Below are 15107 nucleotides of genomic sequence, written 5' to 3'. Positions count from 1 at the left end.
CTCCTAATGAATCCCTCCCTTCCTTGGACCGCCAGGTTTATCGCCCCGACGGCCGTCGCTGACACGGCAAGCCAGCCCGAACCGGCACCCCTTTTCCGGCGCGACTTCACCACTACCGGTGTCATGCGGGCGACGCTGCATGTGACGGCCCTTGGCCTCGTTGAGGCCTACCTCAACGGACAGCGTGTGGGTGATGAAGTCCTTGCCCCGGGCTGGACCACCTACCGCCACCGGCTGAACTACAGCACCCACGACGTCACCGCGCTGATCACCGACGGTGACAACACAGTGGGTGCGATGGTTGGGGAAGGATGGGCAAGGGGCCGGCTCGGCTGGGAAGGCGCAGGGCCAAGCCGAAACATCTTCGCTGACCGGCCCGGGCTGTTCCTGCAACTCGAACTCGACTATGGGGACCGTACCGAGATCATCGGCACTGATGAGGAGTTCCGCACAGCTCCCGGCCCGGTCCTCTTCGACAGCATTTACGACGGCGAACACTACGACGCGCGGCAGGAACAGCACGGCTGGTCAACTCCTGGGTTCGACGCCTCCGCCTGGGCGCCTGTGGAAGTCATTGACTGGGACCTAAAGACCCTCGAAGCCCCCACTAAAGAACCCGTTCGCCGCATCGAGGAAATCGCGGTGCAACGCTTCATTACCACCCCCGCGGGCAAGACCATCGCGGATTTCGGCCAGAACCTGGTCGGCTGGATCCGGCTGAATGTCGAAGGTGAAGCAGGCACCACCGTCACCCTCCGCCACGCCGAAGTCCTTGACGACGGCGAGCTGGGCGTCCGGCCCCTGCGTACGGCAAAGGCAACAGATGAATACACCCTGCGCGGCGGCGGGCCGGAGACCTGGGAACCCCGCTTTACCTTCCACGGGTTCCGCTACGCCGAAATTGAGGGCTACCCCGGAGAACTCACAAAGGACAAGCTCACGGCCGTAGTCATTCACACCGACATGGCACGCACGGGATGGTTCGAGACCTCAAACCCCCTGCTGAACCAGCTGCACAGCAACACCGTGTGGTCGATGAAGGGCAACTTCGTCAGCCTTCCCACCGATTGCCCCCAGCGGGACGAGCGTCTGGGCTGGACCGGTGACATCAACGTCTTCGGCCCGACCGCTGCCTACCTGTTTGACGTCCGGGGCGTTCTCGGGTCCTGGCTGCGAGATCTGACATTGGAACAAAAGCACAAGGGATACGTTCCCATGGTCGTCCCGGACTTCCAGACCCACGCCGCCCCGATGACCACCGCCGTGTGGTCCGACGTCGCGGTCCTGCTGCCCTGGACCCTCTACCAGGCCTACGGAGATCGGCAGATCCTCGCCGACGCTTACACGTCCATGGCGGAATTCACTGACCAGGTCGAAGGGCTGCTGAACCCGGACGGACTGTGGGACTCGGGTTTCCAGTTCGGCGATTGGCTCGACCCGGATGCGCCGCCGGAAAATCCGTCCGGCGGCAAAACCGAGTCACACCTCGTGGCAGCCGCATACTTCTGCCGCGTCACCGACGTTATGGCACAGACTGCGGCCGTCCTCGGTAACAGCAACGATCAGACCCGGTTCTCCCGGCTCGCGGCGAAGGTCAAGCAGGCGTTCCTGGACGAGTACGTCACACCGGCAGGACGTCTTGCAAACAACTCCGCCACCGCCTATGCCCAGGCAATCACTTTCGACATCCTCAACGCGGCCCAGAAGGAACGCGCCGGCAATATTCTTGCCAAGCTGGTGGCCAAGGCCAAGCACACCATCTCTACCGGATTCGTCGGCACCCCCGTCCTGTGCGACGCACTCACGCAAACAGGGCACCTCGACGACGCCTACAAGCTCCTGCTGAACACCGAATGCCCGTCCTTCCTCTACCCGGTAACCATGGACGCCACCACCATCTGGGAACGCTGGGATTCCATGCGCCCCGACGGCACCATCAACCCAGGCGGCATGACCTCCTTCAATCACTACGCGTTGGGCGCGGTCGCGGACTGGATGCATCGCACCGTCGCTGGCCTGGCACCTGCCGAACCTGGCTACAAGCGCATCACCATCGCCCCCAAACCCGGCGGGGACCTCACCAGCGCCTCGGCACGGCACCGCACCCCCTTTGGTGAAGCCGCCGTGTCCTGGCAGATAGTGGAAGGATCCGTGACCCTCGACGTCACAGTCCCGGAAGGTACAACGGCTGAGGTCGTCCTTCCGCTGCACCCGGAAAACCAGGAAGTGGAGGCAGGACCCGGAAGCCACAGCTGGACCTATGAGCTTCCCGCAGGACACAACGAGACCCCGGAATACACCCTGGACACCACCTTTGGCGTCCTTGCCCAGGACAAGGAACTGTGGGAAAGCTTCACTGAGACCTTCTCCTCCTTCTTCCCCGGAGTCCCGCTGGACGCGGACAACCCGGAGGCGAAAAACATCAGCATCAGGGACATGCTCGGCATGATTCCCATGAGTCCCGCAGGATTGACCGAGGCCATCGAAAACGTCCTGACAGCAAAGAACGAGGTACCCGCATGACCACCCCTGCCACGAATGCCGAGAACACCGGTCAAGGCGTCCGGGATGCCGTCGCTGACCTCAACCTGGATGAAAAGGCCACGCTCCTGTCCGGCCGGGACTTCTGGTCCACTGCCCCGGTGGCCGGAGTACCCTCGATGGTGCTGACCGACGGACCCCACGGCGTCCGCCGCCAGGACGGCGAATCCGACCATCTGGGACTCAACGGCAGCCTGCCCGCCACGTGCTTTCCTCCCGGCACGGCACTGGGCTCCAGCTGGGACCCGGACCTTGCCGAAGAAATCGGCCAGGCGCTGGGCCGCGAAGCCCGTTCCCTGAGCGTGAACGTCCTCCTCGGTCCGGCCATCAACATCAAGCGTTCACCGTTGTGTGGACGGAACTTCGAATACTTCTCGGAAGACCCGCTCGTCAGCGGCGTGCTCGGGGCTGCCTGGGTCCGCGGCGTCCAAAGCCAGGGCGTTGGAACGTCCGTCAAACACTTTGCCGCTAACAACCAGGAGACCGACCGCATGCGCGTCAGCTCGGACGTGGACGAGCGAACCTTGCGCGAAATCTACTTCCCGGCCTTCGAACGGGTGGTCAAGGACAGCAGCCCGACCACGGTGATGTGCTCCTATAACCGCATCAACGGCATCTACGCCTCGGAAAACACCTGGCTGCTCACCGATGTCCTGCGCAAAGAGTGGGGTTTCACCGGGGCCGTTGTCTCCGACTGGGGCGCGGTCAGTAACCGCATCGCCGCCCTCAAGGCAGGGCTGGACCTGGAGATGCCCGGCACCGACGGCGCCACCACCGCCGAAATCATTGCCGCGGTCAAGGACGGCGACCTCGACCCTGCCTTCCTTGACGACAGCGCCGCCAGGATAGCGCAGCTGCAGCAGCTCACGGCACTTGAAGACGGTGGCTCTGCGGCGTTCGACACCGAGGCCCATCACGCCTTGGCCCGCCGTGCGGCCGCAGGCTCCATCGTCCTGCTGCGCAATGAAAACAGCACACTCCCCCTCCAGCCCGGCACCACCGTGGCAGTCCTGGGCGAGTTCGCCGAAAAGCCCCGGTATCAGGGCGGAGGAAGCTCCCACGTCAATCCCACCCACGTGGACATCCCCCTTGCAGAGCTCCGTGCCGCCCTCGGCGAGGGCAACGTGCACTACGCACCCGGTTACGGTGACAACAGCACGGAAACCTCCGCTCTCCTGCTGGAAGAAGCCACGGATCTGGCCCGGCGCGCCGAGGTCAGTATCGTCTTCGTCGGCTTGGAGGAAAAAGAAGAATCCGAAGGATTCGACCGCACCAACCTCGACCTGCCTGCAGACCATGTAGCCCTCATTCAGGCCGTCGCTGCAGTCAGTGAACGCACAGTGGTTGTCCTGTCCAACGGTGGAGTGGTGACGCTCGAGCCCTGGCACGATGACGTCGATGCGATCCTTGAGGGGTGGGCGCTCGGCCAGGCCGGCGGCGGTGCCCTCGCCGACGTCCTCACCGGCCGCACCAACCCCTCGGGCCGGCTCGCTGAGACCATCCCTTTCCGGCTCAACGACACCGCATCCTTCATCAACTTCCCGGGCGAGGCCGGACATGTCCGCTACGGCGAAGGCGTCCTGGTCGGTTACCGGTACCACGAAACAGTCGACGTCCCGGCCCGGTACCCGTTCGGACACGGCCTCAGCTACACCACCTTCGCCTACTCTGACCTCCGCGTTTCCGCGGTCGGCACCGATCATGCAAAGTTCCAGTTGACGGTGACCAACTCAGGCGACCGCGCCGGGGCCGACGTCGTCCAGATCTATGTGGCTGCACCACAAGGACCCGTCCGCACACCAGCGCGGGAACTCCGGGCCTTCCAAAAAGTTGCGCTCGAACCGGGCGAGTCCCGGACGCTCACCTTCGACCTGGGGCGCCGCGCCTTCGCCTACTACGACATCACCGATAGCCGCTGGGCTGTCACACCGGGTGAGTACGTCATCGAACTGGGCCGCAGCGCCAGCGACATCGTGGCCCGAAGTGCAATCAGCCTTAACGGGGACGCAGGCCGCCCCACTCCGCTGAGCCTCACCTCCACTGTCGAGGAATGGTTCACGCACCCGGTTGCCGGTCCACGGCTCATTGAAGGCATCACGGCATCATTGACCGAGGAACAGCGCGCAGCTGCCGAAGGGATGCAGGACGGTCTGAAAATGGCCTACTCCATGCCGATGAACCAGTTCGTCAAGTTCCCGGGCATCAGCATCCCCGAGGAAGCTCTGGAACAGCTGATCCACGCCACCCGGGAGGCTCCGGTCGGATGATGCAAGGATGGAAAAAGAAGATCTTCCTCACCGGTGCCACCGGGAACTGGGGACAGTACATCCTGCGGGAGTTCGCCCAGCGCGCCGACCGGTTCGACGTCACCGCACTTGTCCTTCCCACGCCGAAGGACACCGCGATTATCCGCAGATTCGAGGACATGGAGAACCTCAGCGTCGTCTATGGCGACGTCACGGACTACCCCACCGTGCTCTCCTGCGTCACGGGAGCTGACTTTGTCCTGCACACAGGCGCCGTCGTCTCTCCTTTTGCTGATGACCACCCGGAGCTGACCCATAAAGTCAACGTCGGCGGGGCCAGAAACGTCATTAGGGCTGTGCAAAGCCAGCCCGATCCCGACGCCGTCCGGCTTGTCACCATCGGCACGGTCGCCCAAAGCGGGGACCGGAACCCGCCCAACCATTGGGGACGCATTGGTGACCCCTTGCGCGTATCCCAGTACGACGAATACGGGCAAAGCAAAGTCATCGCGGAGCGGGAACTAATCGACTCCGGGCTCAAGAACTTCGTTTCACTGCGCCAGACCGGAATCTTCCATCCCGGCCTCCTGGAAATCAGGGACCCCATCATGACCCACTCCCCTTTCGAAGGGGTTCTGGAATGGGTCTCGGTGGAGGACGCCTCGCGCCTGCTTGCCAACATTTGCGAAGACGGTGTCCCCGAGGAGTTCTGGGGAGGTATCTACAACATCGGCGGTGGCGAATCATGGCGCCTGACCAACTGGGACCTCCAAACCAGCATGGGTGCAGCTATGGGCGTCAAAGATATCCGGAAATGGTACGACCGGAACTGGTTTGCCACCGGCAACTTCCACGGGTTCTGGTACACCGACTCCGACGTGCTCGAATCCCTCGTCCCCTTCCGTCAGGACACGTTCCAGGAAGCACTGGACAGGGCTATCGCTGCAGCGCCAGCCGGTGTTCGGCTCGCAGGAAAGATCCCTGCTCCGCTGATCAAGCACCTAGTGATGAAACCGCTGACCAAGAAACCGCGCGGCACGATGTCCTGGATCGAAACCAACGACACCGCCAAGATCAATGCCTACTTCGGCTCAAGACAGGACTGGGAAACGATCGGCGACTGGTCCACCTTCTGGCCGCCCCGGCCCACCAAAGAACCACAATTCCTGGACCACGGCTACGACGAAGCAAAGGACCCGGCGGTCTGGACACTTGCGGACATGAAGGACGCAGCCGACTTCCGCGGCGGCAGTCTGCTCTCCACCTCCATGACCACAGGAGACATCGCTACACCGCTGGAATGGGAGTGTGCCGCAGGGCATTGCTTCCCAGGCAGCGCCCGTCTGATCCTCACTGCCGGCCACTGGTGCCCTGAATGCATCAAAAACCCTGCCGATTACCCCAGGCAGGCCACAACGAACAGGTTCCTGGCACAGCTGGAACCCAAAGTTCCTATTCAAGCCTGACAACTCTTCGGGGTGCCTTTCACCCCGGTCGCACGATGACCGGGGTGAATCGGCACCCCGAAGTAATTCCCCACCGAGCCACACCATCCTGACGAAGCCGTACGTCTCCGCAGGCCTACTGGCCCGTCGAATCGATACGGCGCACTAACAACACTTCCCACCCCAGCACTGACCGCGGTTCATCGAACGGCGTCATCGTCGAACGACAAGGCCGAGAGCGATGATCCCGGCTACGGCTTGGGACAAGGGACGGCAGCCACGCCCTGTTCCACAGGGCACCGGACTTTCGGGAACACCTCAGCGACGGCGCTTCGTTGCCCCGAATACCACCCAGTCCATCCCTCAAGCGGTAGGAAATTGATGAACGCGAGCCAGCCCAACAAGCAGAGAATTGCCGGGGCACCGCGAACCGACGTGACAATGCGCGACGTAGCCACTGCGGCCGGTGTCTCCATTGCAACGGTCTCAAACGTCATCAACCATCCACATCTGGTAGCGGCGCGGACCAGAGAGCGTGTGCAGTGCATAGTCGAGGAACTGGACTTCCGGCCTGATCCCCACGCGCAAGCCCTGCGCGGGTATGACTCACCCAAAACGAAACAAAACCCCAGCAAAGGGTCAGGCGCCCTCCCCGAGAATCAAGAGGTGATTCCCTGTCCCGCCACGAGCTTCGCCGCTGCCCCATCGTTTGACCCTTCACCCCCGGGCCTCAACCCTGAGGACCTTGTCGCAGGGAAACATCTCAGGTTCCAAGTGGGCTTTGAAGAGGTGAGCGGCACCATTGACATGGTGATGCCCGACAAATCATGCTTCTGGATCTGGGCCGACAACGGTATGGGTCGACGGATGATTGACGTCGGTGAAGCGACCGCGTTCTCAACAGGTACGGACCACCCAATTTCTAAGCTGGTGCCTGCATACAACGCACGCAGTATGCGGAGATACCGCGAATAAACGATGTCGGGGCTCGAAGCGCCTACAAGACTGGGAGTCCCTTGGGCCACGCATAACGGGCTCCTGAATCCAGAAAGAAATCCACGATGCAGACAACCAACTTCGGGACCTTGCCAGTCCCTCTTGAGGCACTGCCCCAAAGCCGATGCCCCTTTGATCCTGACCCCCGATATGCCGAACTCAGAGTCTCAGAAACGGTGACTCGTGTCAGCACGCCAGCCGGTTTGGATGTCTGGCTGGTCAGCGGGTACGACGACGCACGTGCGGTGCTCGGCGACAACATCAATTTCAGCAATATCGACGCCAGTTCTTCCCATCTGATGGGTGATCCGGCAGCCCTGGGTGGCACCCCTCCACCGGGGGTGCTCTTGCGCTACGACGGCGATGAGCACGCAAAGCTGCGGCTCCGGCTTGCCCGGGAATTCATGATTAAACGCATCGCCCGGATGGAACCGTTCATTAGGCAGCTCGTCGCTGCACATATTGACCGGCTGTCACAGAAAGAGGGCCCGGTGGACCTTTACCGGGAGTTCGGGCTGCCTATTCCCGCCATAGTCATCAGTGAACTCCTCGGCGTCCCGGAAGGTGAGAGGGGGACCTTCGAAAAAGCCACGGCCGCCCAGGTCGACCTAAGCCAGTCGTTGCAGGAGCGGCAGGCCGCAGCGGCTGAAAGCGCCGGATTCTTCGCCGGGCTCGTTGCCTCCAAGTATGAACAGCCCGGAGATGACCTCATCAGCCGGCTCATCCAAGAGCCCGCCGGCCGGTCCTTGGACTTCGCGGAACTGACCGGATTGTCCCTGCTGCTGCTCGCAGCAGGACATGACACCACCGCGAACATGATCACCCTGGGCACCTATGCCCTGCTGCAAAACCCGGAACAGGCCGAAAAAATGACCGCGGACCCTGCCGTCATGGAGACAGGCGTGGATGAACTGATCAGATACCTCAGCATCGTCCACAACGGCATCCTCCGCAAAGCCACCGCCGACGTCACCATCAACAACCAACTCATCCGGGCCGGCGAGCACGTCGCCGTCGTACTCGAATCAGCTAACCGGGACCCGCTTTTCCTTGACAAGGCCGACACCTTGGACCTTACAAGGTCCTCGGCACACGTGGGCTTCGGCTACGGCCCCCACCAGTGCCTGGGCCAGCACCTGGCCCGCCTGGAACTGCGGATCGCCCTGCCTGAGCTGTTCCGGAGGGTCAAGGGTTTGCGCGTGGCCACCGACCCGAAGGATATCCGCTTCAAAAATGACATGGTCGTTTACGGGATTCGCGAGCTGATGGTCGACTGGGACGAGGTAGTGGCATGAAGATCGAAATCGATACGCCAAAGTGCGTGGCCGCAGGCGTGTGCGTCCTGGCAGCGCCGGACGTCTTTGACCAAAACGACGACGACGGCGTGGTCGTCGTTCTGGACGAGCAGCCGACCGCGCCGCAGATACCGGGTGTGCGGGACGCTGCCGCACGGTGTCCCGCGGCCGTCATCCGGCTCGTAGAAAACCCGTGACAGCAGGCGCACCGGAGCGGATCGTCATCGTGGGGGCTTCAGCGGCCGGCCTCAGCGCCGCAGAAGCCCTCCGTCGTGGAGGATATGCGAATGAGCTGACGATGATCGGCGCCGAGCAACACCGTCCCTACGACCGGCCGCCGTTGTCCAAGCAGTACTTGTCCGGCGAATGGGACGCCGAAAGGGTCATGCTTCGTCCACCAGCACATTTGGAAGACCTCGACGTCGAAAGCCGTTTCGGGGTCGGAGCCGGCGGGCTCGACATTGGCACCCGCACGGTGGTCCTCACAGACGGTAGCGAAGTCAGCTACGACCGCTTGATCCTTGCCACCGGTGTGACCCCCAAGACGCTTCCGGGTACCCAGCACCTCCGGGGCGTTCACACCCTGCGGACCCTCGATGACGCTGACGGGCTACGAGACCAGCTGTATTCCGGCAGCCGGGTGGTTGTTGTAGGGGCGGGATTTCTGGGGACTGAGATTGCCGCGGTCGCGGCCTCTCGTGGGGCCAAGGTCACCCTGATTGGCACTGCGGCCCCACTGGCAGGGATCATTGGGGCGGAACTGGGCGCGGAGCTCGGAGCCCTGCACACCCGCCACGGTGTGACGCTCAAAACCGGGCAGGACAACGCAGTCGCTTCAATACTCCACAAAGGCGGGAAAGCGACCGGCGTCACTCTCAAGAGCGGTGAGGTCATCATGGCGGATGCTGTGGTCGTGGCGGTCGGTTCCGTTCCCGGCGTGGGCTGGCTGCAGAACAGTGGCCTGTACCTCGCAGATGGCGTTCACTGTGCCCCGGATTCATCGGCCGCATCTGGCGTGTACGCAGCCGGGGACGTCGCACGATGGCACAACACTCTTTTCAATGTCAGCATGAGGCTGGAACACCGCACCAACGCTGTAGACCAGGGGATTCATGTCGCCGAACAGATTCTTTCCGAAAGCAGCCGAGACTACACTCCTGTCCCCTATTTCTGGTCCGACCAGTACGACCTGAAACTTCAAAGCTACGGATGGCTGCGGGACCACGACGAAGTGTTGGTCACGGACGGCTCCCTCCGGGAGGGTAGCTTCGTGGCACTTTTCCGCCGGGGCGATCGGTTGACCGGCGTCCTCGCCGCACGCATGCACAAAGCCCTCAGGACATGGCGGCAGCACCTTTGCGACGGCGCCAGCTGGGGCGACGCTCTTGATGCTGCATGAAAAGAACAACCCCGAGCGTCGAAAGGAAATCCGGCATCAAGCCGTGGCGCAGTAACAGCGGGATTCCCGACCTCTGGCAAGTATTCTTTGACGTCGTGGCCGTGGCCGTGGTGGTGATGGAGGGATACCGGATCAGCCAGGCAGGCGCGGACTTCGGCTCCTTCGCGCTGCTCGCGGGAGGTCTCGCCGCGACGGTTCTCAGGCGCCGCCTGCCGGCGCCGGCGCTGACGGCCACGGCCCTTTTAACAGTGTTACTGCCCCTGCAGACCGGGCAACATCTGCCGGCATGGTCACTGCTGGAAGTTTGCCTTGTTTCCTTCGCCATCCTCAAGCCCCGAACCCACACCGTGGCGGCCACCACCGCCGTTGGGCTGGTCCTCGTCCTCGAAGCCTTCCTGTTGATGCACGTTTCCGTCTTCGACCCTCTGATCTGGGCTCTGATTGCGTGGACTGCAGCGGCCGGCGGAGTCGGCTCTGCAGTCCGGTCACAGCGGCAATACGTTGAAGCTTTGGAAGAACAGGCCAACAATCTTTTGCAAACCCGTGGAGCAGTGGTTGCGCGGCGTATTGCTGAAGAAAGGATGAGCATTGCCCGGGAACTCCACGATGTGATGGCCCATCACATCGCCGCCATCAGCGTCCATGCAGGCGCGGCTGAAGCCAACACATTGAGGGACCCAGGCACGGCCATGGAATCCCTGGCCCACATCAGAAGCGCCAGCCGCGAAGCCCTGCACGAGCTCCAATCCATCCTGCATGTCCTCCGATCCGGAGAAACCGACAACCACACTGACGTCGCCGTGCCCGGAGCACGCCAAATCCCCCGCCTCCTCGAAGCCTTTCGTGCCCTCGGCCTCAACGTTGACTACCACGAGGAAGGTCCCCTTCCCCCGAACCTTCCCCCGGCCTTGGACCTCGCCCTCTACCGGATCACCCAGGAAGGACTGACCAACGTGCACAAACACGGAAGCGGGCCAGCACGACTCACTCTCAAGACCACGGACACGCACATCCATCTGGAAATCCGTAATGATGCCACGACCGGTCCTGAAGAAAAGCACGCAGGTCGAGCAGCCGGCCAGCAAGGCTTCGGGCTCATCGGCATGCAGGAGCGCGCCATATCCGCCGGCGGTAGCCTCAAAGCGACGAACGATGGAAGGCAATTCATAGTTGAGGCGTCATTCCCGCTGGAGACCGGACGATGATCCGCATAGCCCTCGTTGACGACCAGGAAATGATCCGGGTCGGTCTGCGCGGGATCCTCCAAAGCTGCCCCGAATTCGTGGTGGTGGGAGAAGCCACTGACGGCATCCAGGCCGTGGCCGTGGTCAGAGAGGTAAAGCCGGACGTAGTGCTCATGGATATCCGAATGCCGGGCATCGACGGCGTCGAAGCCGTACGCAGGATCCGTGCCGAACGGGAGCTGGACACAGTAAGAATCCTCGTCCTCACCACCTTCGAGGACGACCACAACGTCATCCGAGCCATACAGGCAGGAGCCCAGGGCTTCCTTGGGAAGGACGTCGGCCCCACAGAGCTGATAGCGGCCATAGAGCAGGTAGCAGCAGGAGGTGCCCTGCTGTCCCCCACCGCAACCGAATCACTCATCGCCCACGTCACGGATTCATCAAAGCGTCCAATAGACAGGGCAGCGGCAAACGCGTTGGCCGCCCTGACTTCCCGGGAACGAGCAGTCCTGGTTCAGGTGGCAGCTGGGCTCACCAATGACGAGATAGCGGCAGCCCTGTTCATTTCACCGTTCACAGTTAAAACCCACCTAAACCGTGCCATGACCAAGACGGGAACAAGGGACCGCTCCCAACTGGTCATTCTGGCCTTCAAGGCAGGGCTCGCGGACCCCGCCTAAGCAGGAAAATACTCCCGCGGCAGTACCCTTTTGCACGCCTCCCAGAGGATTACGAAAACGTTGATGCTCGACAGGATTGAACTGAAGCCCTTCCTGCCAACATGCAGGGCAAATTTCTTTCAAGGAGCAGCCGTATGGCAAAACTTCTCTTCCAGCTGGGCATTTTCAGCGCCCGGCACCGCCTCGCAGTGATCCTGGCCTGGGCCGCAGTACTGGTAACCGTGAGCGTCACCGCTGTTACAGGAATGCGGTTCAGCGATGGATCCTTCGACATTCCCGGAACGGAATCCAGCAAGGCCCTCACGACTGTTGAACGGGAGTTCCCCACCGACAAAGCAGAAGGTGCCGCTTCGCTCCAGCTGGTACTGCGCACTCCCGACGGGACGCCCATAACCGAGCTTCCCCATGCCGAAAAAGTAGCAGAACTCACCGCAGCAGCGGGGACAGTCAGTAACGTCGCAGCCGTCCGCTCACCCTTCGATCCAGCCCAGCCATACATCTCAAAAAACCTGAGCACCGCAGTCATCACCCTGGCCTTTACAGGAATCGACGAAACAAACGCCGGGGCCATCTACCAGGAAGTGGAACGAGTCACAGACTCAGCCACGAGCTACGGGCTGGAAGCTGAAATAGGCGGCACGCTCCACAACGAGCTGCCCGAGATCCTCGGACCAACCGAAATCGTGGGGGCCCTGATCGCCTTCGCTGTCCTACTGATTTCCTTCGGATCCCTGGTCGCTGCCGGCGCCAACATGCTGACCGCCCTCCTGGGAGTCGGTGTAGGGGTTCTTGGCATCTTCGCCTCCTCAGCCTTCCTTCAACCCGTCGGATCAATGACACCCATCCTCGCGGTCATGCTCGGACTAGCAGTGGGCATCGACTACTCACTCTTCATCGTCGCCAAGTATCGCGCTGAACTGCGGGCCGGAAGGGACGTCACAACCGCCGTCGGCAGGGCCATCGGAACGGCAGGCTCATCAGTCGTTTTCGCTGGAGCCACCGTCGTCATCGCCCTGGCAGCCCTCGCGATCGTCAGAATCCCCTTCATCACCGAAATGGGACTCGCCGCAGCCCTCGCAGTCGTCGTCGCCGTCGTTCTGTCCCTGACCCTCCTCCCCGTCTTCCTGCAGTCCATGGGACACAAAGCACTCCCCCGCAAAGAGCGCCACATCAACGCAGGCCAACCCCGCGTCCAGAAAAACATCAAGGACAAATTCGGTGTGCTGGAGGTCTGGGCATCGGTAGTCGTGCACAAACCGGTACGATCCCTCCTTGCCGGAGCTGGCCTCCTGGGAATCCTCGCAGTGCCCGTACTGTCACTCCAGACCGCCCTGAACACACCCGGAGGGGATGACCCAAACAGTTCCCAGCGACGGGCGTACAACATCATTGCCCAGGAATTCGGCGCCGGCTCACAAAGTCCCCTGGTCGTCCTCGTCCAGGCAGAAAAGTCGGCGTTGGACGTAGTAGCTACCGAAACCCGGCAAATGCTGACCAACCTTGACGGCGTCCAACTCGTCACCGCGCCCCAGGTGAGCGCATCCCAAACAGCAGCACTGATTACGATCATTCCCGAGACAGGACCCACCGACGCCAGCACAAAAGACCTCGTTCACGACATCAGGGACCGAAGCGCTGACATCGAAGCCGACGTTGCAGTAACCGGCACGACCGCCGTCTCGATAGACGTCGACGCACAGCTGAGCCAAGCCCTCCTCACCTACATTGGCGTGATTGTTGGCTTATCGCTGATCCTGCTCATCATCCTGTTCCGGTCGATCCTCGTGCCGCTGATCGCAACCCTCGGATTCCTGCTCTCCTTGGGCGCAGGAATCGGCGTAACGGTCGCCGTTTTCCAGTGGGGATGGGCCGACGCCGTCTTCTCAGCCCCAACAGGGTCGCACATGCTCAGCCTCCTGCCCATCCTGATCGTGGGGATCCTATTCGGACTGGCCATGGACTACCAAGTCTTCCTCGTCTCCCGCATGAAGGAGGCCTACGCAAAGGGCTGCCCGCCAAAGGAAGCGATCCTAGACGGGTTTTCGAAGACTGCTTTCGTAGTTGTGGCCGCTGCAGCCATCATGGCTGCAGTCTTCGGAGGGTTCGCGCTCAGCCCCTCACCACTGGTCGCCTCCATCGCACTGGCCCTCACCATCGGAGTGCTCGCGGACGCCTTCATCGTTCGGATGATCATCGTCCCCTCAGCCCTGTCCCTCCTCGGCCACACCGCCTGGACTATTCCCGCATGGCTGGACAAAGCACTGCCACATATCGATACCGAAGGCCACGCCCTCGAGTCAGCGACCGAGCCGTCAACGGATGAAAACAGATCCGCAGAACTGGTCAATACTCCCTAAAGCCCATGGTGGCTTGCCGCGATTTGTGGGAAGCCACCACTGATCCTGTAGCGAAGGAATATCGCGCTGACGGTGACGAGTGGCATCTCGTCCTGCCCCAAGCCAATGTGGGCGCGTTCCGGTTATAGGCACAGATCTTCGTGGGCCGGTTTGGAACTGGGATATTGCGGGCATGGCCTAAAACCATAGGATAAGGACCAGAACCGCGGCAGCTGCAGATGCGCCTCCGCCAAGGACGGGGCCGTCCAGGCGGAACACACCCCAACCTACCAGCGTCTCCTTGCCCGGACTGCAGAAGCAGCAGGAATTGATTTCTGCTACCGCCCGCCCACAGCCGGGGACAATTCTCGTAGGTTATCCTCCGTTACAACTGCCAGGGAGCTACCCCAGCGGCTCCCACTTCTCAGCCGTGGATAATCTGAATTGATCACAGCCATGGACGGCTCAGAATGGCCCCCGGTTCCGGCCGCATCGTCAGCATGCACGGCCTAGTCGGCCCGAGACAGGTTAGCGGAATATCCGTTATCGGCCCTTCAAAATATACGGGGAGCTCCCCGGCGAAGGGCTCTTTCCTGTCTTCATTCGTGGCGTTTACTCCCCAGACATGAAAGTCAGAGCTAATCAGCCAAGCCCCCGGTCCAGGGCGGAGATGTCCAGGAGAGGGCAAAAGGCGCATCGGAGCCGGTTGTGTCGGCCATCCATGCTGCATGTTCGGCGTGGTCAGGATAAGCCAGAGGCCAAGGCATCCGTTATCTCCTCGTAGCAGGGAAATCCTCCGGAGTCTTCGAGCGGTCCTTGCCGGCCCCGTCCATGAGCTGGGCCGGCAGGCCGTCTTCGTCCGTGCGGCTCGGTTTTGTTCCTCTGTCTGATGGGACAGGCTGCTACGTTGGTAGGCGGCGTCTGCCTGGAAGGTTGAAGGAACCCAATTGGCCCCGGCGCCGGCCCCGTCCTTCGGGGGCGT

General features: G+C 62.0%; 10 protein-coding genes. All 10 read left to right on the top strand.

Features of this window, described 5'->3' with window-relative positions; all coding sequences use genetic code 11:
• Positions 1 to 6 precede the first annotated feature (6 nt).
• The 10 genes from AC5RUU_RS11705 (at position 7) to AC5RUU_RS11660 (ending at position 14146) form a co-directional block, all read left to right on the top strand.
• On the top strand, positions 7 to 2523 hold the full coding sequence (locus tag AC5RUU_RS11705) for a glycoside hydrolase family 78 protein (RefSeq protein WP_493975371.1): 2517 nt from the start codon (positions 7 to 9) through the stop codon (positions 2521 to 2523).
• Positions 2520 to 4808 (top strand): glycoside hydrolase family 3 C-terminal domain-containing protein, encoded by a 2289-nt coding sequence (locus tag AC5RUU_RS11700; protein WP_493975370.1) that lies wholly within the window; start codon positions 2520 to 2522, stop codon positions 4806 to 4808. The genes AC5RUU_RS11705 and AC5RUU_RS11700 overlap by 4 nt, the downstream gene beginning before the upstream one ends.
• Positions 4805 to 6253, top strand: coding sequence for an NAD-dependent epimerase/dehydratase family protein (locus AC5RUU_RS11695; RefSeq protein WP_493975369.1), 1449 nt, complete (start codon positions 4805 to 4807; stop codon positions 6251 to 6253). The genes AC5RUU_RS11700 and AC5RUU_RS11695 overlap by 4 nt, the downstream gene beginning before the upstream one ends.
• A gap of 360 nt (positions 6254 to 6613) precedes the next feature.
• Entirely contained in the window at positions 6614 to 7207 is a 594-nt protein-coding gene (locus AC5RUU_RS11690; RefSeq protein WP_493975368.1) for a LacI family DNA-binding transcriptional regulator, read from the top strand.
• 197 nt (positions 7208 to 7404) lie between these two features.
• The gene (locus AC5RUU_RS11685) at positions 7405 to 8523 is read left to right on the top strand and encodes a cytochrome P450 (RefSeq protein ID WP_493975367.1); all 1119 of its coding nucleotides are present in this window, start codon (positions 7405 to 7407) and stop codon (positions 8521 to 8523) included.
• The gene (locus AC5RUU_RS11680) at positions 8520 to 8720 is read left to right on the top strand and encodes a ferredoxin (protein WP_493975366.1); all 201 of its coding nucleotides are present in this window, start codon (positions 8520 to 8522) and stop codon (positions 8718 to 8720) included. The genes AC5RUU_RS11685 and AC5RUU_RS11680 overlap by 4 nt, the downstream gene beginning before the upstream one ends.
• A complete protein-coding gene (locus tag AC5RUU_RS11675) occupies positions 8717 to 9922 on the top strand; it encodes an NAD(P)/FAD-dependent oxidoreductase (RefSeq protein WP_493975365.1) in 1206 nt (401 codons plus the stop codon). Before AC5RUU_RS11680 ends, AC5RUU_RS11675 begins: the two co-directional genes overlap by 4 nt.
• Positions 9919 to 11127, top strand: a complete 1209-nt coding sequence (locus tag AC5RUU_RS11670) for a sensor histidine kinase (RefSeq protein ID WP_493975364.1) — start codon at positions 9919 to 9921, stop codon at positions 11125 to 11127. Before AC5RUU_RS11675 ends, AC5RUU_RS11670 begins: the two co-directional genes overlap by 4 nt.
• Complete coding sequence (locus AC5RUU_RS11665; protein WP_493975363.1) at positions 11124 to 11789, top strand: response regulator; 666 nt, start codon at positions 11124 to 11126, stop codon at positions 11787 to 11789. The genes AC5RUU_RS11670 and AC5RUU_RS11665 overlap by 4 nt, the downstream gene beginning before the upstream one ends.
• Positions 11790 to 11923: 134 nt before the next feature.
• The gene (locus AC5RUU_RS11660) at positions 11924 to 14146 is read left to right on the top strand and encodes an MMPL family transporter (protein WP_493975362.1); all 2223 of its coding nucleotides are present in this window, start codon (positions 11924 to 11926) and stop codon (positions 14144 to 14146) included.
• Positions 14147 to 15107: the final 961 nt, after the last annotated feature.

The sequence above is a fragment of the Arthrobacter sp. K4-10C genome (assembly GCF_059090085.1).
The sequence above is the reverse complement of the archived record's forward strand: the minus strand, read 5'-3'. Positions and strand labels throughout refer to the sequence as shown.

Bases quoted from the DNA above. Each gene is read 5' to 3' on its own strand.
- AC5RUU_RS11705 (WP_493975371.1), top strand. From the start codon at position 7: ATGAATCCCTCCCTTCCTTGGACCGCCAGGTTTATCGCCCCGACGGCC.
- AC5RUU_RS11700 (WP_493975370.1), top strand. From the start codon at position 2,520: ATGACCACCCCTGCCACGAATGCCGAGAACACCGGTCAAGGCGTCCGG.
- AC5RUU_RS11695 (WP_493975369.1), top strand. From the start codon at position 4,805: ATGATGCAAGGATGGAAAAAGAAGATCTTCCTCACCGGTGCCACCGGG.
- AC5RUU_RS11690 (WP_493975368.1), top strand. From the start codon at position 6,614: ATGAACGCGAGCCAGCCCAACAAGCAGAGAATTGCCGGGGCACCGCGA.
- AC5RUU_RS11680 (WP_493975366.1), top strand. From the start codon at position 8,520: ATGAAGATCGAAATCGATACGCCAAAGTGCGTGGCCGCAGGCGTGTGC.
- AC5RUU_RS11670 (WP_493975364.1), top strand. From the start codon at position 9,919: ATGAAAAGAACAACCCCGAGCGTCGAAAGGAAATCCGGCATCAAGCCG.
- AC5RUU_RS11665 (WP_493975363.1), top strand. From the start codon at position 11,124: ATGATCCGCATAGCCCTCGTTGACGACCAGGAAATGATCCGGGTCGGT.
- AC5RUU_RS11660 (WP_493975362.1), top strand. From the start codon at position 11,924: ATGGCAAAACTTCTCTTCCAGCTGGGCATTTTCAGCGCCCGGCACCGC.